This window comes from Pseudomonas sp. FBCC-B35 (assembly GCF_059133755.1).
On the sequence record NZ_CP101439.1, the window covers coordinates 2,721,193 to 2,740,998 of the forward strand.

Annotated in this window: 18 protein-coding genes; 12 read left to right on the forward strand and 6 right to left on the reverse strand. The window is 63.0% G+C overall.

Annotation, left to right across the window (positions count from 1 at the left end; all coding sequences use genetic code 11):
• Positions 1–3: 3 nt before the first annotated feature.
• Positions 4–939 carry a LysR family transcriptional regulator gene (locus NMB38_RS12380; RefSeq protein WP_027914800.1) on the forward strand — a complete coding sequence of 312 codons (936 nt, stop codon included), beginning with the start codon at positions 4–6 and terminating at the stop codon, positions 937–939.
• Here the strand turns inward: NMB38_RS12380 and NMB38_RS12385 are convergent.
• On the reverse strand, positions 909–2,120 hold the full coding sequence (locus tag NMB38_RS12385; RefSeq protein ID WP_059183944.1) for an MFS transporter: 1,212 nt from the start codon (positions 2,118–2,120) through the stop codon (positions 909–911). The two genes, NMB38_RS12380 and NMB38_RS12385, sit on opposite strands and share 31 nt — an antisense overlap.
• Positions 2,121–2,312: 192 nt before the next feature.
• Here NMB38_RS12385 and NMB38_RS12390 point away from each other — a divergent pair, with 192 nt between their 5' ends.
• Positions 2,313–3,683 carry an 8-oxoguanine deaminase gene (locus NMB38_RS12390; protein WP_494354795.1) on the forward strand — a complete coding sequence of 457 codons (1,371 nt, stop codon included), beginning with the start codon at positions 2,313–2,315 and terminating at the stop codon, positions 3,681–3,683.
• Positions 3,684–3,806: 123 nt separating this feature from the next.
• Here NMB38_RS12390 and NMB38_RS12395 read toward each other — a convergent pair whose 3' ends face one another.
• Complete coding sequence (locus NMB38_RS12395; protein ID WP_049695852.1) at positions 3,807–4,298, reverse strand: GNAT family N-acetyltransferase; 492 nt, start codon at positions 4,296–4,298, stop codon at positions 3,807–3,809.
• Positions 4,299–4,417: 119 nt separating this feature from the next.
• Between NMB38_RS12395 and NMB38_RS12400 the strand changes: the two genes are divergently transcribed.
• From NMB38_RS12400 to NMB38_RS12410, 3 genes are all read left to right on the forward strand, one after another.
• Positions 4,418–5,038: a biliverdin-producing heme oxygenase gene (locus NMB38_RS12400; protein WP_028686392.1), complete on the forward strand. Its 621-nt coding sequence runs from the start codon at positions 4,418–4,420 to the stop codon at positions 5,036–5,038.
• Between the two features lie 148 nt (positions 5,039–5,186).
• Positions 5,187–5,573 (forward strand): VOC family protein, encoded by a 387-nt coding sequence (locus NMB38_RS12405; RefSeq protein ID WP_027914795.1) that lies wholly within the window; start codon positions 5,187–5,189, stop codon positions 5,571–5,573.
• Positions 5,574–5,643: 70 nt separating this feature from the next.
• Positions 5,644–6,213 carry a hypothetical protein gene (locus NMB38_RS12410; protein ID WP_027914794.1) on the forward strand — a complete coding sequence of 190 codons (570 nt, stop codon included), beginning with the start codon at positions 5,644–5,646 and terminating at the stop codon, positions 6,211–6,213.
• Between the two features lie 41 nt (positions 6,214–6,254).
• Here the strand turns inward: NMB38_RS12410 and NMB38_RS12415 are convergent, their stop codons facing one another.
• Positions 6,255–7,181 carry an alpha/beta fold hydrolase gene (locus NMB38_RS12415; RefSeq protein WP_027914793.1) on the reverse strand — a complete coding sequence of 309 codons (927 nt, stop codon included), beginning with the start codon at positions 7,179–7,181 and terminating at the stop codon, positions 6,255–6,257.
• 176 nt (positions 7,182–7,357) lie between these two features.
• Complete coding sequence (locus NMB38_RS12420) at positions 7,358–9,910, reverse strand: UvrD-helicase domain-containing protein (protein ID WP_128610426.1); 2,553 nt, start codon at positions 9,908–9,910, stop codon at positions 7,358–7,360.
• 43 nt (positions 9,911–9,953) lie between these two features.
• Between NMB38_RS12420 and NMB38_RS12425 the strand changes: the two genes are divergently transcribed.
• Positions 9,954–10,370, forward strand: a complete 417-nt coding sequence (locus NMB38_RS12425; RefSeq protein ID WP_494354796.1) for a hypothetical protein — start codon at positions 9,954–9,956, stop codon at positions 10,368–10,370.
• 766 nt (positions 10,371–11,136) lie between these two features.
• Positions 11,137–11,835, forward strand: coding sequence for a pirin family protein (locus NMB38_RS12430; protein WP_027915730.1), 699 nt, complete (start codon positions 11,137–11,139; stop codon positions 11,833–11,835).
• Positions 11,836–11,863: 28 nt separating this feature from the next.
• On the opposite strand, the gene NMB38_RS12435 is transcribed toward NMB38_RS12430, so the two are convergent.
• Positions 11,864–12,355, reverse strand: a complete 492-nt coding sequence (locus NMB38_RS12435; RefSeq protein WP_027915729.1) for a cysteine hydrolase family protein — start codon at positions 12,353–12,355, stop codon at positions 11,864–11,866.
• A gap of 279 nt (positions 12,356–12,634) precedes the next feature.
• Between NMB38_RS12435 and mrdA the strand changes: the two genes are divergently transcribed.
• Positions 12,635–14,530 carry a penicillin-binding protein 2 gene (mrdA, locus tag NMB38_RS12440; protein ID WP_027915728.1) on the forward strand — a complete coding sequence of 632 codons (1,896 nt, stop codon included), beginning with the start codon at positions 12,635–12,637 and terminating at the stop codon, positions 14,528–14,530.
• A 14-nt stretch (positions 14,531–14,544) separates the two neighbouring features.
• On the opposite strand, the gene NMB38_RS12445 is transcribed toward mrdA, so the two are convergent.
• The gene (locus tag NMB38_RS12445; protein ID WP_490806129.1) at positions 14,545–15,171 is read right to left on the reverse strand and encodes a glutathione S-transferase family protein; all 627 of its coding nucleotides are present in this window, start codon (positions 15,169–15,171) and stop codon (positions 14,545–14,547) included.
• A gap of 227 nt (positions 15,172–15,398) precedes the next feature.
• On the opposite strand from NMB38_RS12445, the gene NMB38_RS12450 reads away from it, so the two are divergent.
• The 4 genes from NMB38_RS12450 to glcF all read left to right on the forward strand — a co-directional run bounded on the left by NMB38_RS12450 (position 15,399) and on the right by glcF (position 19,653).
• Positions 15,399–15,719, forward strand: a complete 321-nt coding sequence (locus NMB38_RS12450) for a DUF2388 domain-containing protein (RefSeq protein WP_110606684.1) — start codon at positions 15,399–15,401, stop codon at positions 15,717–15,719.
• A gap of 119 nt (positions 15,720–15,838) precedes the next feature.
• On the forward strand, positions 15,839–17,338 hold the full coding sequence (gene glcD, locus NMB38_RS12455; RefSeq protein WP_254286859.1) for a glycolate oxidase subunit GlcD: 1,500 nt from the start codon (positions 15,839–15,841) through the stop codon (positions 17,336–17,338).
• A complete protein-coding gene (gene glcE / locus NMB38_RS12460; RefSeq protein ID WP_490806130.1) occupies positions 17,338–18,393 on the forward strand; it encodes a glycolate oxidase subunit GlcE in 1,056 nt (351 codons plus the stop codon). The genes glcD and glcE overlap by 1 nt, the downstream gene beginning before the upstream one ends.
• 9 nt (positions 18,394–18,402) lie before the next feature.
• Positions 18,403–19,653 carry a glycolate oxidase subunit GlcF gene (gene glcF / locus NMB38_RS12465; protein ID WP_345956239.1) on the forward strand — a complete coding sequence of 417 codons (1,251 nt, stop codon included), beginning with the start codon at positions 18,403–18,405 and terminating at the stop codon, positions 19,651–19,653.
• Positions 19,654–19,806: the final 153 nt, after the last annotated feature.

The window sequence follows — 19,806 nt, forward strand, 5'->3', positions numbered from 1 at the left end:
GCCATGCACTCCTCAGAACGACTCAAAGGGATCGACGTCTTCGTCGCGGTCGCCGACCTTGGCAGCTTCACGGCAGCGGCCGGGCGACTGAGCCTTACCAGCTCGGCGGTCAGCAAAAGTATTGCGCGCCTTGAGGCGCGCATGGGCGTTCGCCTGTTCGAGCGCACCACACGCCGGTTGTCGCTGAGCGAGGCCGGCGTGGTTTTCTACCGCACCTGCACGTCGGTGCTGGCCGATCTGGAAGAAGTCGAACACACCCTCGCCACGACGGGTAATGAACCTCACGGACGGGTACGCATTGACCTGCCCGCCTCCTACGGTCGCCTGCACGTGCTGCCGCTGATCCTAGCGTTCACCCGGCAGCATCCGCTGCTACAGCCGCACGTATCGTTTTCCGACCGTTTCGTCGATCCGGTGCAGGAAGGCATCGACATCGTGGTACGCATCGGCGGCCCCGATACATGGCCCGCCGCCCTGGGCCATCAGTACTTTGGCGCCCAGCGCCTGATGTTCTGTGCAGCCCCCGACTACCTCGACACCTACGGTACGCCGCAAAGCGAGGAGGACCTGGAGCACCACCACTGCGTGGGCTATGGGCACACCGACGGCTTGGTCAGCCCGTGGTTCTTCAAAGGGCGCCAGCCTGGCGAGATGGAGCGTCGCACGGTACAGCCGCGCATCGCCGTAGGTGATGGCGAAGGCGAGGTCGCGGCGGTGCTGGCCGGCCACGGTATAGGGCAGCTACCCACCTGGTTGACCCAGCAGCACCTCGATCAAGGACGGATGATCGAGGTGCTGCCGGAGCTGGCGACCGATGGCCTGCCGATGAACCTGGTCTGGCTCAAGCGTCGCGAGCACCTACCCAAGGTGCGTGCCTTGCTCGATTACCTGTTGCCCAGGCTCGCGCCTCACGGCACGCGTGCCGCCGAACCCGTCTGAGGTGCCAGCCTGGCTACCACGGGCACTGCCAGCAGCGCCAGCACCGCGACTGCGGCGGCCACATAACCGAGGTAGGCAATCCCCAGACCGTCGATGGTCATGCCACCGAGCACCGCACCCAGGCCGATGCCGGCGTTGGCAGCCGACACGTTGGCAGTACCAGCCAGTGCCTTGGCGTGGCTCACCGACGCCATGACGCGCACCTGGCAAACCGGGTAGAGCGCCGTGTTGGCGACACCCCACAAGGCCAGCGCCAGGCAGAAAACCAGGCCTGCATGGGCCAAGGGCACCAGCGCGGCCATGCCGATCGCCAGCAGCACCAGAAAGCCCGCGGTAGCCTTGAGAACGGAGTGGTCGACGGCACGCCCCCCGATCCAGTTACCCAGCAGGCCAACGGCACCGAAGCCCATCAGCCACCAACCGGTGTGAGCCGGGGCCACACCCGCCACACGCTCGAGCAGGTCGGCCAAGTAGGTGTAGCCGGTGAACATCGCGGTGAACACCAGAATCGACAGCAGCACGTTCGCCACGAAGAAGCGTTCGGTGAAGATCCGCGCCTGGCGGGCAAAATCCACCTTGGCGGTACGGGCCACGTGGGGCATCCAGACGCTCATCGCCACGGCCATCACCAGCGAAAGCACCGCCAGCGCCCAGAACGCGCCACGCCAGCCCAACGCGTCAGCGGCCAACGTGCCCAGCGGGATGCCCAACAGCATGGCGGCAGAGATGCCGAGGTAAACCTTAGACACCGCGCGCCCTGCATGCTCGGGCCCCGCGAGGTGCCCTGCTGTCTCGCTGGCGGTCCCCCAGAACACCGGTAATGCCAATGCCGGTATGACACGTGCAACGGCCAGTACCCAGAAATTGTCGGCCACGGCCGCCAGGGCATTGGCCGCGGCAAAGACCAGCAAGATGGTGATGAACAGCCGTTTACGGTCCAGGTGCGCCAGCATGGCCGTGAGGAACGGCCCTGCCAACATGACCGTGAAGGCGAACAGCGTTACCAGTTGTCCCGCCATGGAGATGGACACCCCCAGGTCGCGACTCAGGGCAGGCAAAAGGCCCACAATGAGAAACTCGGTGGTGACGATCAGGAAAGCGGAAAACGCAAGGATGGCAATACTGATGGCTGCCCGTGGAGCTTCGTCGACGGGTGAAGCGGTGGAAGATGCGGCAGGCATGGAAAAACTCTCAAGACGTTGGCCGCCAGTCTATTCGATCGCGCAGGTCTTATTTTTGGCCGATTTTCACATATGGGTTGACGCAAATTCACCAATCAGCTCAATGTATACAATTTTCCCGTTTCCTGATTACATAGCCGCGTCGCCTACGACGCTGGCCATCGCCGGCGCGTATTGCAACAGGCATCAACCATGTCATCTGCACACACTTCAAGAACGCTACTGATCAAAAATGCCCAACTGCTCGTCACCATGGATGGCGAGCGTCGCGAAATCCGCGGCGGTGGGCTGTACATCGAAGACAACCTGATCAAGCAGGTTGGCCCCAGCGAAACCCTTCCCCAACAGGCGGACGAGGTGCTGGACATGTCCGGCAAGGTGGTCATCCCTGGGCTGGTCAACACGCACCACCACATGTACCAGAGCCTGACCCGGGTAGTGCCAGCCGCCCAGGACGGCGAACTGTTCAACTGGCTCGCCCAGCTGTACCCGATCTGGGCACGGCTCACGCCCGAGATGATTTCAGTCTCGACCCAGACGGCCATGGCTGAGCTGATCCTTTCCGGTTGCACCACCTCGAGCGATCACCTGTACATCTACCCCAACGGATGCAAGCTCGACGACAGCATCCATGCGGCTGCCGAAATTGGCATGCGTTTTCATGCTGCTCGCGGCAGCATGAGCGTGGGTCAGAGCCAGGGCGGGCTGCCGCCGGACTCGGTGGTGGAAAAGGAAGCGGATATCCTCAAGAAGTCCCAGCGCCTGATCGAGGACTACCACGATGCCAGCCATGGCTCGATGCGCCGGATCGTGGTCGCGCCCTGCTCGCCCTTCTCGGTCAGCCGCGACCTGATGCGCGAAGCGGCTGTTCTGGCTCGCCAACATGGTGTATCGCTGCACACGCACCTGGCCGAAAACGTCAATGACATTGCCTACAGCCGGGAAAAATTCGGCATGACCCCTGCCGAGTACGCCGAGGACCTGGGGTGGGTCGGGCCCGACGTGTGGCACGCTCACTGCGTGCAACTGGACCAGCATGGCATCGAACTGTTCGCCCGCACCGGTACCGGGGTCGCCCATTGCCCATGCTCGAACATGCGTCTGGCTTCCGGTATCGCTCCGGTACGCGCCATGCGCGATCATGGCGTTCCGGTCGGGCTCGGGGTGGACGGATCGGCGTCCAACGACGGTGCCAGCATGATCGGCGAGGTTCGCCAGGCCCTGCTGCTGCAACGCGTAGGGTTTGGCCCGGACGCGATGACGGCCCGTGAAGCACTGGAAATCGCTACCTTGGGCGGTGCCAAGGTGCTCAACCGCGATGACATCGGCGCATTGGCACCGGGCATGGTCGCCGATTTCGTCGCCTTCGACCTGGGCCATGTAGCCTACGCCGGCGGCCATCATGACCCGCTTGCAGCGCTGGTGTTCTGCACCCCGACCCAGGTGCATACCAGCGTCATCAACGGCAAGGTGGTGGTCAGGGAAGGTCAGTTGGTGACTGTCGACCTGCCACGGGTACTCGAGCGCCACAACCGCCTGGCCTATCAGTTGGTCGCGGGCTGATAAAGGCGGTGCCTTAAGGTGCTGGCTGCCAAGTGCCTGCGGGGCTGCATAGCAGCCCATCGCCGGCAAGCCAGCCCCCGTCTGACGGCAAGCTCACCCTGTAGGCACCGCACGGCAACAGGCTTACAGCACCATCACCATCTCGTGCCACGCCATGCCGCCGTGGTCGGAAGGTGACGGCTGGACGTACTTGTAGCCCAGCTTGCGGTACAGTGGCACGTGCTGTTCCTTGCACATCAAGTGGATGGTCTGCTTCGCGCAGGCTTTCATCCGCAGAATGAACGCTTCCATCAACCGCTTTGCATGACCTTGGCCCTGGTAAGCCGGGTCGACCACCACCGACATGATCACCACGTTGGGGGCATCGGGGTCATGCCCGACCAGCTCCTTGAACGCTTCGTCCGACATCACGACCTGATGGGCGCAACCACTGTTGATGAAGCCCACGATGGCCCCGTCGCTTTCAAGCACTAGAAAACCTTGTGGATACTGACTGATGCGCGTCTGGATCTTTTCCAGCGTGGCCGCTTCGTCTCCCTCGTAAGCACCGATCTCGATGGCGTGGCAGCGGCTGGCGTCCTCCAGGGACGGCGTACGGAACTGAAGCGAAGGCATGACCGGCTTTTCCTTTGGGTCTGAACGATACGGCGACCATGATAACCGTGCCTGACGCTTGCTGCGATGCTCACCGCCACGCATCATGGAGGCCTTTCTGCCCGCGACGGACTCACCGAATGATCGCAGTACCCGTGCCACCCCTGGAGACGAGCCGTTGCAAACGCCTCAAAGCGGCCACCCACCGCGAACATGACGGTGTCGATCAGTTGGTCATGGCCGCCCACCCTTTTCAGGACAGGGCGCGCTATGCGCGCTTCCTGCTGGTACAGCATCATTTTCACGGCAGCCTCTTGGGACTTTACGAAGACCCCCACCTCAATACGTGGCTGCCGGGCCTCTCGTCGCTGTCGCGGTTTGCAGCGGTCGAGCAGGACATTCGCGACGTGGGACAACTGCCACCTGCCTTGCCGACGAGCGTGAAGGTAGACCCGGCCCATGCACTGGGCTGGCTGTATTGCAGCGAAGGATCGAACCTGGGCGCCGCTTTCTTGTTCAAGCACACCCAGCGCCTTGGCCTGGACGAAGGCCTGGGTGCGCGGCACCTGGCAGCGCACCCGCAAGGACGGGCGCTGCATTGGAAGGCGTTCGTGAGCGCAATCGACGGCCTTGAACTCGACAAACAACAGGAAGCTGGCGTGATCGCCGGCGCCATCGCAGCCTTTGAAGCCTATCGGACGAAGGTCACCGAGGTATTCGCCGCTGACCTGCAAGCCGCTGCGCACACCTGCGAAGGCTGAACGCTTGTGCTGCATTGGCCAGTGGCCAGCTTGCGGCCCGGATACGCCGATGGCATGAACAAAATAGCGATTTGATGCTGGGCTGGATTGCCAAACGCCATGGGCCGTCTTTACTGGTACTTAACGACCCCGGCATAGGTGTGCGCCCATGAAGATCATGCTCACCCGTATTCTTGTCGACGACCAGGCCAAAGCGCTTGCCTTCTATCATTACGTATTGGGCTTCGAACCCAAACAAGACCTCGCCATGGGCCAGCACCGCTGGCTGACCCTGACCTCGCCCAACGACCCCAACGGCGTGCAATTGCAACTGGAGCCAGAGGTGCATCCCGCGGCGAAAGCGTACAAGGCTGCGCTCAAGGAAGACGGTACCCCCACCGCGATCTTCGCGGTGCGTGACATTCAAGGCGAATATGCCCGGCTATCCGCTGCCGGTGTCAAGTTCCACCAGGCTCCCGCCGAGGTCGATAACGTCTTGACTGCAATCTTCGACGACACCTGCGGCAACCTCATCCAGATTACCCAGTTACACTGACCGCCCCTTGCAAACCGCCTGCGCCAGTTCAACTGGCGCGGCCCTACCGATCGTTGCCCAAGGACATGCGATGCGTCATGAGTTCGACGAAGTGCTCAACGACCTGGTCGACTACTTTCTGCTAGGTGACATTCAACTGCTTGAGCGCTTCAAGCAGGAGCATGGCCTGCCTGACGACCTGGCCCACGAATTCACCCATCATGACAGCGGCGACATGGCCGTGCGCGACGGCGTGGTGCTGCCTGTGGCCGGCGTCGACAACCTCCCCTATCACGTGGTGTTCACGCTCGATGGGCAAATGCCCAAATTGCGCGAGCCGGGCAGCCGGCTCAAGCACCAGCGCGGTGGTTATTCGCTGAACGTCGAGCATGGCGCTGTGATGCTGTACACCTGGCGCATCCTCCAGTACTTCACCCCCAAGACACTGGGCGACTTGATGGCGCGCTACCGTGAGCCCGGCCGCCCGGTGATCGAACTGGACAACGGTTGGTATGAGGTCGAAGTCCTGGCCGGTGCGTGCGTGCGCGATGGGCTGTACGAGCCCACCTTCGAGTTCGTCCTGAGCAAGCGTAGCGGGCGTGTGGCGAACACCACCGCGGACACGGGGTACAGCTTCAGCCTGCGAGGCTACTTTGACTAAAGCCAGTGTGTCTGAACGAATGGCGCAACCTTACCTGGGCGCTACTCGTTGACCAGCCGCTGCAACACGGCGCCTTCATGGCGCGCGAGGATACGTAGCAGTTGATCAACCAAGGCACGGTCCGGCGCATCGAGGTGGAAATGGTGGCCGCCTGGGTGCCAGGACACTTTCGCCTGGGGCGGCAATGCCGCTTCACGGCGGTCGAAAGCCTCGCCAGTGAAAGCGCCCTGCCGGCCGAACATCAGGTACAGCGGGCAGCGAATCTGGCTGAGCAGCGCGCAAGCTTCAGGCTCGGTGAGCGGCATGGGCTCTGGGAGCACCAACCGCGGGTCGTGTCGCCAGCAATAACCGTCGTTGAGCTGGAGCAAGTCGCGCAGCGCTAGTAACCTTGCCGCTTCTTGGGACAGGTCGGTGTCGAGCCGTTCGCGGCGCTGCGCCAGCGCGCTGTCCAGATCGTCGAAGCGTTGCACGTCCCGCTCGTTGAAGCCCTGCATCTGCGTACGCTGGACCATGCGCTTGAGGCGATAGGCCCGTGCCAGGTGCTGCACGCGGTCATGCTCGGCTACGGTGAATGGTGCTCCCATACCGTCGAGGAAGGTCATGCTCGCGATCCCGCTGGTCATGGCGGCCAGCAGCGAAGCCACACCGGTGCCCATGCCGTGCGCCAGCACATGGAATTGCCGCATGCCAAGGCTTTCGGTGACCGACAGCATGTCCTCGGCGTGCTCCCACAAGTAGTAGCCGCTGTCATGACGACGATGGTCGGAACGTCCGTGGCCGACCAGGTCGGGGGCTACCACGAAACAGCCATCGAGCAGGGGTGCCAGGCGCTCGAACGAGGCGGCGTTGTCCAACCAGCCATGCAAGGCCAGTACGGGAATGCCATCCTCCGGGCCCCAGCAGCGCACCGCCACTTCGATGCCATTGATGTCCAGCGGGTGATCCTTGGGTGTGGTGGTTGATCGCATGGGGATGCTTCCTGATCGGCAGCCTGATGCACGTACACCAGACCGAACACGCCACCGCATTCCACGACGCCTGTCGTCTGCGGCAACCCTTGCGCCGGAGCGCGCATGGCGCCGACAGGTCACCTTGGCGCAAGCCAGTGGCCACCACTGGCCCCTTACCGACGGTGACTTAACCGTCACCGACCCCGGCAGTCTTCGAAACAGTCCTGGCGGCCATCGACGCGGCTGGAAGCGCGAGCGGCCACGGCGGCGTCGCCATTGGCCGGTTCCACGTGCCAGTAGCAATGCTGAACTGCTCGGGTCACGGCCACATAGGCCAAGCGCTGCACCTCCTCTTTCTGGGCGGTGTCGAACGGCTGCGGGTCGCCCGCCTTGCCCAGGCCCGCCTGGCGATACACCTGGTTCTTGTAGGGCGAGCTGGTCAGGTACTGGCAGTCGCCCAGCATGAACACCGCATCGGCCTGCAAGCCCTTGGCGCTGTGGTAGGTGAGTTGGCGAAGACGCCGCTGCTCGGCGGGCACTGCTGCCTCGGCCTGAAGCACAGGTTCCAGGTGTTCGCTCATCGCTGCCCGGTCATTGCCCTTGCGGTAGAGCATCAGCACCGACTCGCCGCGCTGGTAATGCTCGATGAGGGTCTGGCCCAGGGCGGCCTCGTCACGCTCGAAGACCTTGACCGGTGAACCGGCAAGTTCAGCGGCAGGGCCAGCGGCTCGGGCCTTCTTGCCGGCGATGGTGGGTGTGCCCTTGACCAGGTGCTCAGCGGCATCGATGACCTGCTGCTGGCAGCGATAGTTTTCCACCATCATCACTCGAGTGCTGGCGGGCGTCGGAAACGCCTTGGTGAATTCGGTGAAGTACTTGGGCGAGCTGCCTCGCCAGCCATAGATCGACTGCCAGTCATCGCCCACGCACAACAGGGACGAGTGCTGAGCATGGCGGCCGACATTCATCCCGGGCCCGCGCCTGCGGATTTCGCGAAGGGAAGCCCGCAGCCAGCTGACGATTTGCGGCGAGACGTCCTGGAATTCATCGATCATCAGATGCGCCAGCGGCCGTAGCAGCGGGTCGGGCAACAGCTGCAGGTTTTCCGGATTGTTTTCCCCGAACAGCGCGAACATGCGGTTGTAGCTCATGACCGGAGGGACCTGATCAAGCAGATGCGCTTCGAACGCCTTCCAGTAAAGGGCTAACGCTTCGAAGAACAGCGCGTCGCTGTCGCCTGGCACGAAGCGCATGTCGGCAATCGCCGTGTTCACTTCGAGCCCGAGGTTTTCGATAAAGCCCGCGGCACTGACGAATGCGTCGAGCAGCGGCGCGGCGGACAGCTCGCCCTTGACCTTGTATTCAAACCCCGGCCCCGTCACGGCGTCGCCCGCCAGCGAAGCGGCCAAGCGCCGGGCCATGGCGTAGTTGTCCAGCCAGATCAACGGCTGGTCGCAGAATGCCTGCAACAGGGTTCGTTTGACTGCCCACTCCCCGCGTACGGCCAGCTTGGCGCCGGGTCGTTGGTACTGGGCACTCTCGGAGGGGTCGAAGCCCAATACCACCAAGGGCCCTGTGGCACCCAACCGGCCGTGTACATGAAAACGGCATCCACGGATCTCCACGGTGTCGCGCGTCGGCTCAATGCCCTGGATCGGCCAAGCGCCTGCTGCGAACCACAGGTCCTCGATCACATCGCACAGCTCTTCGTCGCGTTGCGCAGCCAGCTGCGTCACCTGGGCGCGTTTCTGCACCTCGGGGTTATCCGGATCCACTGGCTTGAGTTGCAAGGCTTCGTTGCGCAAGTGGCCGATCAGCTCGGCAAAGCGCGGGCTGTCCGCCAGCAGGGTGCTGTAGCAATGATTGAGCTGTTGGCGCTGGGCATCGTTCAGGCGCAGGTCGAACGGGTTGCTGTCGGCCTCGGCCTCGCGCCCGGCGGGCATCTCGTTGCCCAGGGTCTCGAATGCGCGCACGTGCTCGAACCCAGGCAGGCTGCGCACCAGGGGCAGGATGCGGGAGTGGAAGGTGCGAACCAGTTCGCGCGCCTGTGCCGGTTGCAGGTGAACATCCCACAGCGCGAACACCTGCACCAAGCGCTTGATGAAGTCCTTGCGCGACTCGCGGGTGAAGGTGACGACCGTCATCGCGTCGAGTTCGTAGCCCAGGTAGTGACGCAGCAGCAAGATTCGCAGCACCAGGGAGGTGGATTTGCCCGCCCCTGCCCCGGCCACCACGCAGGTGGAGGGTGTGTCGCTGAAGATCAGTTTCCATTGCGCGGCGCTGGGTTGCGCGTGGCTGGGCAGGCGCTGGGCGACGTCGGCCTTGAAGCGTTTCTTCAGGTCGGCGGTCAAGGCCAGTCGCCAATCCTCGAACAGGTGATCGTCCTGGCCGGGCACGGCCGGGGTGTCGGGGCGATGGTCACGGATGACCAGCACTTGCTGGCCTGCCTCGTACCCTTGCGCATGGCCACGTTCGTACCCTGCGCGCTGGCCTTCGTCACGGCCCTGGTGCTGGCCATCGGCATGGCCCAGCCACCAGGAATGAGGGTGTTGCGCCTGAATGCGGGTCAGGCCACGCCCAAGGCACTGGGCGATGAGCCGTTTAAGCCAGGGTAGCCGTGTGGGTGGGGTCAGTTCGGCGAGGGCCTTGGGTTGCTCGTTGGCCACAGTCACTCCGTTGGCAGCAAAATCAGCCGGCAATGTTCGCCGCAATGGCGCAAAAGCGCCAGCGAATGCGTAGGAAAACATCGGGGGTCACGGCTGGGGCAAGGGGGAGTAGGCTTGCGCGGTCTTGACCGAGGGTGACGTACGCTGGGTTAGCGGCCCATCGCGCTCGGTTCGGCGCCCTTCAAGGCCGCTTCCGCAGGGGAAAGAGTGTATCGTTGAGCCATATGCGAGGCTCAAGCCATTCAATCAAGTCAAGTTTGAAACTTTTAATTCCAATATCGTAGTTAAGATTATTGCTGTTATTGCTGTTATTGCTGTTATTGCTGTTATTGCTGTTATTGCTGTTATTGCTGTTATTGCTGTTGCAGTTGATCTTGATCTTGATCTTGATCTTGATCTTGATCTTGCTTTTGATCTTCGCGACTTCAGAAGGCCGAACGCAGGTCTTGCGGAGGGAGGTGACAGGCATGGATGCCTGTCAAGCGCTGGGCCCCAGGATGGGGCCTACAGCGCGGTCCTCCCGGGAGCAAGACCGGAGTGAGGGAACCCCGAAGCGCAGCGTAGGGGCCGTATGAACGGAGCGCAGCCTTTTTTGGTTACTTTTTGTGGCGTTTGACAAAAAGTAACTCGCCGTAAGGGCGAAAAGGTGATTAAGCGTCGCCATCGCAAATGGACTATGCTCAATATCAACACCCACACCAATGCAATCAAACTTCAAACTTCAAACTTCAAAGCGTGGGCGCATACAGCAAGTTGGTATTCATTGGCGCGGGTGGCGCACAGTCACCCTTCCGCCCTTACGGCGGCTCACTTTTTGTCTTGTCAAAAAGTAAGCAAAAACCGCCTGCTCCTATCAGCCGGCCCCTACGCTACGCTCCGGGGTTCCCTCGCTCCGGGCTTGCTCCCGGGAGGACCGCGCTGCAGGCCCCATCCTGGGGCCCAGCGCTTGACGGGCATCCATGCCCGTCACCTCCCTCCGCAAGCCCTGCGCTCGGCCTCCTGAAGTCGCGATCTGTGTTGCCTGGTCTACCGCGCGCTTAGAAGCAAAAGCAAAGCAACGGCAACGGCAACGGCAACGGCAACGGCAACGGCAACGGCAACGGCAACGGCAACGGCAACGGCAACGGCAACGGCAACGGCAACGGCAACGGCAACGGCAACGGCAACGGCAACGGCAACGGCAATATAGGGGGTTACCTCAAAAAAGGTATCTATTTGTTCGATTAAAAAAAGCCGATATTTACGCTTATTTTAGATGTTTCATTAGCGCATGATGGTCCCATTCCACCCCTTGAAGGAGTCCGATCATGCTTCAACTACGACCATTCAACACCCTCGGCGCGGCCAACCACGGCTGGCTCGATGCGCACCACCACTTCTCATTCGCCGAGTACTACGACCCAGCACGCATGCATTGGGGCAACCTGCGCGTCTGGAACGACGACATCATCGCCGCTGGCAGCGGCTTCCCGCCCCACCCTCACCGGGACATGGAAATCATCACCTACGTCCGCGAAGGAGCCATCACCCATGAAGACAACCTGGGCAACAAGGGCCGAACCGAGGCCGGCGACGTGCAGGTGATGAGCGCCGGCACGGGCATCGCGCACAGCGAGTACAACCAAGAGGACAGCGACGCGCGCATTTTCCAGATCTGGATCGTGCCCGAGCGCAGTGGTGAAGCACCGTCCTGGGGTACACGCCCGTTCCCCAAGGGTGAACGCGGCGAAGGCTTCGTGACCCTGGCCAGTGGTAGGGATGGCGATGAAGGCAGCCTGCCGATTCGTACCGATGCCCGCCTGGTCGCCGCAACGCTGCGCGCCGGAGAAACCGCCGAATACCGGTTCGACCCCAAGCGTCGCGGCTACCTGGTCCCGGCCAAGGGCCGCATCGAGGTCAATGGGCTGAAAGCCAATGCCCGAGACGGCGTGGCCATCGCCGAAGAAACGCTGCTGCAGGTCACAGCCCTGGAAGACAGCGAAATCGTGCTGGTTGACGTTGCCTGAGACAGTAGCACCCAGCCGGGCCAGTCCCTCAAGGATTGCCCGGCTGGGCCAACTCAGCCAACACCTCGGCGGACGTGGTGACCTGGCGGAAATGATGCGCCCACAAGGCGATGCCCATCTTCGCCGAGCGATCCAGCGAGGAGCCGACCGTCATGTCAGTCACCAGCGTCGGCATCAACCCGGCGTCGAACAGCGCGAAACCGGCTGCCAGCACACAGGTGTCGGTCTGCAAACCGCTCACCAGCACACGCTGCACCCCCAGACGGTGCAGGTACTCGATCATTTCGGTACCCGGCCCGTAACCATGCTTGATGAACACCTGATCGGCTTCGATCAGGCTTTCATCCTGGGCAGCCGGATGCCAGCCCAATTGCCGCTCGAACGGTGTCACCCGCTCATCGTGCAACTCGACCGAGGCGATGGTAGGTATATTGGCCGACAGCAGTCGCAGCCCGTCGATCAACCATTCCGGCGGGCTGAATGTGGACTGGACGTCCACGATGAGCAGGACCTGACGCATGAGCACCTTCTGTCATGAAAAAAGCCACGGAGTATACCCGCCTGGGCCTAAAGAGCGCGTTGAAGCCAAACCTGCTGGTGCGGGACAGTACTCGGCAAGGCTGATGAACAAATCTTCATGCAGGCCTGAGCCCCACAGGCTCGGGCGGCCTGGGCCTGGGTCTGCTCACCATGCGGCTACGCGCCTTGAGGCAGGCATGCAGCTTGCGTAGCATCACTGCCCCATCCGGTACCAGGCAGGACCCACGCCTGCGCGCCCAGCCTTCTACAGACAGAGCCCATGCCCCAACCGATCCCCCTCAAGGACCATGAAAAGGAAAAGCACCTGGTCAACCGCCGGCTACTGGCCTGCGCTGCGCTGGTCTTCAGCCTGGTCGCCATCCTGATTGGTCGGTTATATGTGCTGCAAGTCATCCAGCATGACCAGCAAAGCGCCGTCTCGGAGAACAATCGCGTCCATGTACTGCCGATCGCACCCGAGCGAGGCTTGATCTACGACCGCAATGGCACCGTGCTGGCCGACAACAAGCCCAGCTTCGACCTGACCATGACCCGTGAACGGACCGGCGGAGACAGCGCCAAGGTGCTCGACACCCTGACCCAGGTCCTGGGACTGGATGAGGAGGACCGCAAGCAGTTCGACAAGGATCTGCGACGCGGGCGCAAACCCTTCGAACCGGTCACCTTGATGGTGGGCTTGAACGAAGAGCAGATTGCCTTGATTGCCGTCAACCAGTTCCGGTTGCCGGGCCTTGAAGTCGAGCCGCAATTCATCCGCGAATACCCGCTGGGCGAGCACTTTGCCCATTCGGTCGGATACGTAGGGCGCATCAACGAAAAAGAAGCCAAGACCCTGGACAGCACCGAGTACCGGGGTACTCAGTCGATCGGCAAGACGGGCATCGAACGCTTCTACGAAAGTCAGTTGCACGGCCACGTAGGCTATGAGGAAGTCGAGACCAATGCCCAGGGCCGGGTGATGCGCGTGCTCAATCACAAGGCCCCTACCCCAGGCCAGGATATCGTGCTGACCCTCGATGCCCACCTGCAATTGGCGGCGGAAAAGGCCCTGGGCGAGCGCCGTGGCTCGGTGGTGGTGCTGGACCCGGCCAACGGCGATGTGCTGGCGATGGTCAGTAACCCGGGCTTCGACCCCAACCTGTTCGTCAAGGGCATCAGTTTCAAGCAGTACGCCCAACTGCGCGACTCCATCGACCGCCCCCTGTTCAACCGCGTGCTGCGCGGGCTGTATGCCCCAGGTTCGACGGTCAAGCCCGAGGTGGCCATTGCCGGGCTGGACAGCGGCGTGATCACGCCGGGCAACCGGGTGTTCGACCCGGGTTACTACGAGCTGCCCAATTACGACCACAAGTACCGTAACTGGAACCGTAGCGGTGATGGCTGGGTGGACATGTACACGGCGATCATGCGCTCCAACGACACCTACTTCTACGACCTGGCGCACAAACTGGGTATCGAGCGCTTGCACGACTACATGGCTGAGTTCGGCCTCGGCCAGAAGGTGTCGCTGGACATGTTCGAAGAAGCAGCCGGGCTGATGCCTTCGGCCCAATGGAAGCGCGCGACCCGCCGACAGCCTTGGTTCCCGGGTGAAACGTTGATCCTGGGCATTGGCCAGGGCTACATGCAGGTCACGCCGTTGCAGTTGGCCCAAGCCACCAGTCTGCTGGCCAGCAAGGGCGTATGGCACCGCCCGCACCTGGCGATGACCGTCGGTGGCGATGCGCCGGTCGACCCCAACCCCATGCCCGATATCGTCCTGCACGACAAACGCGCCTGGGACCAGGTCAGCCAAGGTATGCAAATGGTCATGCACGACCCGCGCGGCATCGCGCGTGCTGCCGCTGCCGGCGCGCAATACCGCATTGCCGGCAAGAGCGGCACGGCCCAGGTCGTGGCCATCAAGCAAGGGGAACGCTACAACCGCAACAAGACCCTGGAACGGCACCGTGACAACGCCTTGTTCGTCGGTTTCGCTCCGGCCGAGCACCCTAGCGTGGTCGTGGCGGTGATGATCGAAAACGGCGAAGCCGGTGGGCGGGTCGCAGGTCCGGTAGTCCGCGAGGTCATGGACGCTTACCTGCTGGACGATCAAGGTCATCTCAAGCCCGAGTACGCCGGCAGCTCGGCGGTCAAGCCACCTGCCCACGGCTGAAATCGGCTATCCGTTCAGGGCGCGACGCGGGGCATCAGATCGTAGGGGTGCTGCCAGCCTGGCAACGCCTGCAGGCGGGCTTTCCAGGCTTCGATGTGCGTGTACTGCTGCACGTCCATACCGGTGTCCTCGGGCATGAACACATAACCGGCCAGCGACAAGTCGGCGATGGTCGCCCGCGCGCCGACCATGAATGGCGTGCCGGCCAGGTGCCCATCGACGATGCGGTAGGCTACGGCGGCGCGCTCGCGCAGAAACGTCGTCACCTCGGTTTCGCCCGTCTTCTTCAGGCACAACAGAAAGCGCAGCGCCGCGTAATAGCTGGTGAACTTGTGGTTGTCGAACAGCATCCAGCGCCAGATCTCACGCCGATCTTCTTCATGCTCCGGGCCGAACTGGCCTGTCTGTGCGCTCAAGTACTCGAGGATCAACGCCGACTGGGTCAAGCAGGTGCCCGCATGCATCAGCACCGGCACCTCACCCTGCTCGTTCACCTCATCACGCCACACCGGGTCGCGGGTCTGGCCGTTGAAGAAATCTACGAACACTGGCTGCCAGTCCTGGCCGGTCAGCTCGAGCATTAGCGCAGCCTTGTACGCATTCCCGGATTCGGCGAAGCAATGCAACGTGTATTCAGACATGGTGCAGCCCTCGATGGCTGTCAGGGTGGGCCCCTGAGCAGAGCACGCGGGTGGCGGTACGGTCAACCGGGCCTGGCGTCGATGGTTGCCAGGCCGGTTGACCAGCCCCATCCTGTCCCGTATGAGCAGACCATCGGCTAACGCTTCGGTGATGGAACTCCACCCACCTGCGTAGCCTCTCACCAATAGTGGTAATCCCCTGGGCTTCATCTATTGGAGAACACGACATGCGCCAACTTGCCCTCGTACCCGCACTGCTGCTTCTATTGCCTGCCGGCGCTGCCATGGCCCGCGTCGACGGCCGCGACATTGCCACCTCGGCCGGTGTCTCGGCTTCGCTGTACTCAACGTTCAAGGATGACAAGCGCATCATTCCTGCCCGTGACGAGCTGTCTGCATTCGTCGCCAGCGGTGGTGCCATTCGTGGTGCCTACGTGGAAGCTGCCTTGCAGCAAGCACGCAAGGAGCACCCCGGCCTGCAAGTCAACGATGAAGAACTCGCTCGCGCCATTCTCTCCCAGGACGACCCTCTGGTCGCCCAACAATGACTGCCGCCGGCGTTGGCTTTCGTAGTGGCCAACGCCGGTCGTAGCCCGCCCTGCAAGCCCTGGGCCCGAACTGGGGCTACACTCGTCATGACCCCATAAAAACAAAGCATCCAAGTGAGATGGCGATGTTGTATGACGAACGCGTCGACGGAGCGCTGCCAACGGTTGACCGCGCGCTTTTGATCCAGTCCCTGCGCGATGCACTGCCCGATCTTCAATTGCTATGCCGCGATGAGGACCTCAAGCCGTATGAGTGCGACGGTCTGGCGGCGTACCGCACGGTCCCGTTGCTGGTGGTGTTACCCGAGCGCGTGGACCAGGTACAGGTTGTGCTGCAGATCTGCCACCGGCTCACCGTACCTGTCGTGGCTCGCGGCGCCGGAACCGGGCTGTCTGGCGGTGCCATGCCCTTGGCCAAAGGCGTGTTGCTGGTCATGGCGCGGCTCAATCGTGTTCTTGAAGTCAGCCCCCAGGGCCGCTTCGCCCGCGTCCAGCCGGGCGTTCGCAACCTGGCCATTTCCCAGGCCGCCGCCCCTTACGGTCTGTACTACGCCCCCGATCCCTCATCGCAAATTGCCTGCACCATCGGCGGCAATGTGGCTGAAAACGCAGGCGGCGTGCATTGCCTGAAGTATGGTCTGACCGTTCACAACATCCTGAAACTGGAAGTGCTTACCGTGGCAGGTGAACGGTTGACCCTGGGTAGCGATGCGCTCGACAGCCCTGGGTTCGACCTGCTGGCATTGTTCACAGGCTCCGAAGGCATGCTGGGGATCGTCACCGAGGTGACCGTACGGCTGCTGCCCAAGCCACCCGTGGCACGGGTCCTGCTGGCCAGCTTTGACCGGGTCGAGGACGCCGCACGGTCCGTCGCCCACATCATTGCCGCCGGCATCATCCCCGGGGGCCTGGAAATGATGGATAACCTGGCGATTCGCGCTGCCGAGGACTTCATCCATGCCGGGTATCCAGTGGAGGCAGCCGCCATCCTCTTGTGTGAACTCGACGGCGTCGAGGCCGATGTGCAGGAAGACTGCGAACGGGTTGCCGCGCTGTTCACCCAGGCCGGCGCCTGCGAGGTGCGGCTGGCGTGTAACGAGGCACAGCGTGCACGGTTCTGGGCGGGACGCAAGAATGCCTTCCCTGCCGTAGGCCGCCTGTCCCCGGACTATTACTGTATGGACGGTACGATTCCGCGGCGTGAATTGCCTTACGTGCTGGTGCGGATCAGTGAAATGGCGCGCGAACATGGGCTGCGGGTGGCCAACGTGTTCCATGCGGGTGACGGTAATATGCACCCGCTGATCCTGTTCGACGCCAACCGGCCTGGCGAACTGGAGCGGGCCGAGTCCCTGGGTGGAAAAATCCTTGAACTGTGCGTGGCCGTGGGGGGAAGCATCACCGGTGAGCATGGGGTTGGCCGGGAGAAGATCAACCAGATGTGCGCCCAGTTCACTCATGACGAGCTGCGCGTGTTTCACGCGGTCAAGGCTGCATTCGACCCGCAGGGCTTGCTCAACCCTGGCAAGAACATTCCCACGCTGCACCGCTGCGCCGAATTCGGTGCGTTGCACGTGCACCATGGGCAGTTGCCCTTCCCTGCCCTGGAGCGGTTTTGATGGACGCGGACCAGGATGCAAGCCAGGCGCTGCTTGACCAGGTACGCCAAGCGCTGGATGCAGGTACGCCCTTGTGCATACAGGGCAGCGGCAGCAAGGCGGTGATCGGCCATGCCGTCCACGGGCAAGTACTTGATACACGCGGCCATCGCGGCATCGTCAGTTATGACCCCACGGAGCTGGTGCTGACGGCTCGCGCCGGTACGCCTTTGCGCGACATAGAGGCCGCGCTGCAGGATAACGGACAAATGCTACCGTGCGAGCCACCGCACCTGGGCCCGGGTGCCACCTTGGGCGGCATGGTGGCGGCTGGCTTGTCCGGGCCCCGGCGGCCCTGGGCAGGATCAGTGCGCGACTTCGTGCTGGGCACACAGGTAATCACGGGCCAGGGCAGCTTGCTGCGCTTTGGCGGCCAGGTAATGAAAAACGTAGCCGGGTATGACCTTTCACGGTTGCTGGCAGGCAGTTTCGGCTGTCTGGGCGTGTTGACCGAGGTATCGCTCAAGGTCCTGCCCGTGCCGCGGCACTGCGTAAGCCTGCGCCTTGGAATGGACCGCAGCCAGGCCTTGGCCGAGCTCACGCGCTGGGGCGCGCAACCGCTGCCGCTGAGCGGCGCCTGCCACGATGGCCAAGCGCTGTTCGTGCGCCTGGAAGGTGGCGAGGGTTCGGTAGCGTCGGCCCGCCAGCGCCTTGGCGGCGAGTGCGTGGACGGCGAGTTCTGGACGCAACTGCGTGAGCAGCGCCTGGCATTCTTCACCCAGGGCAGCGAACCCTTGTGGCGTGTGTCGGTACCTCTCGCGACAGGAGAACTGGACCTGCCAGGGCGCCAATGGCTGGACTGGGCAGGCGCCCAGCGTTGGCTGCGCACGGATGCCCCAGCCCACGTCATTCACCGCATTGCCGAGCAGGCTCGCGGCCATGCGCTGTGCCTTACCCCAGGCCAGGCCCACTATCCGCCGTTGTCGGAGCCGCTGATGCGCTACCACCATAGCCTCAAGGCCCAGCTGGACCCCAAGCGCATTTTCAACCCTGGCCGTCTGTACCCGGACCTTTGAGGGCAGCCTATGCAGACCAACTTGAGTGACAGCGCACGCACGCTCGAGCGCGCCGACGAGGCAGAACGTATCTTGCGCGCGTGCGTACACTGCGGCTTCTGCACAGCGACCTGCCCCACCTACCAACTGCTTGGCGATGAGCTCGATGGCCCGCGTGGACGTATCTACCTGATCAAGCAGGTGCTCGAAGGCCAGCCCGCCACTACCAGCACTCAGGCTCACCTGGACCGATGCCTGTCGTGCCGCAGCTGCGAAAGCACTTGCCCGTCGGGTGTGCGTTATCACGACCTGCTGGACATCGGCCGGGCCGTCGTGGAGCAGCAGGTGCCACGGCCAATGGGCCAGCGCCTGTTGCGTCACGGCCTGCGCTTTACGATGGTGCGCCCCGCTGTTTTCAGAGCCCTGCTCCGAGCTGGCCAAGCCCTGCGCCCGTGGCTACCGGCGCAGGCCCGGGAAAAGGTTCCGCTGCGCAAGGCAGCTGACCTGACGCGCCCTGCCGTACGCCACCGGCGACGCGTCCTGATGCTCGAGGGGTGCGTGCAACCGGCATTGTCACCGGCGACCAACGCCGCGGCGGCGCGCCTGCTCGACCGCGTCGGCATCAGCGTGACCCCTGCACCGGCCGGGGAGTGCTGTGGAGCCATCGATTTCCACCTCGATGCCCAGGAGCAAGGCTTGCAGCGCGCACGACGGCGCATCGATGCCTGGTGGCCGGCCGTCGAGGCCGGCGTCGAGGCGATCGTGATTCCAGCGAGCGGCTGCGCCGCGTTCGTGCGCGAGTATGCTCACCTATTGGCCGCTGACCCGGCCTACGCAGCCAAGGCGGCACGGGTCAGCAGCCTGTGCCGTGACCTGGTGGAAGTCCTGGGTGATGCGCCTATCGAGCAGTTGGCGGTACCCGCCGGGCGGCGCCTGGCGTTTCATTGCCCATGCACGCTGCAACATGCCCTGAAACTGGGTGGGGCTGTCGAAGCGCTACTGATCCGGATAGGGTTTACCTTGACGCCGGTTACCGATGCTCACCTGTGTTGTGGCTCGGCAGGCACCTACTCGCTGACCCAGCCAGGGATGTCCAGGCAGCTGCGCGATAACCGGCTGGAGGCCCTGGAACGCGGGCAACCGGACGAGATAGCCACCGCCAACATTGGCTGTCAGGTGCATTTGAATGGCGCAGGGCGCACTGCGGTTCGGCACTGGGTAGAGATCGTCGAAGAGGCAGTCAGGCACGCAGAAGACCACGCCGGGACGCACAAGGAGTAGGCGGCCCTGCTGCCGTGAGCATCTCGATCACCGCACGTTTGAGCGTTGCCCATTCATGTGATTGGGATTTTTCACCGGCCACCTTAGGAACCGTCCTACTTGTCGCTTGGCATGGCAGAAAACATGATCGGCGCAGTCGCCCCTCACACAGGA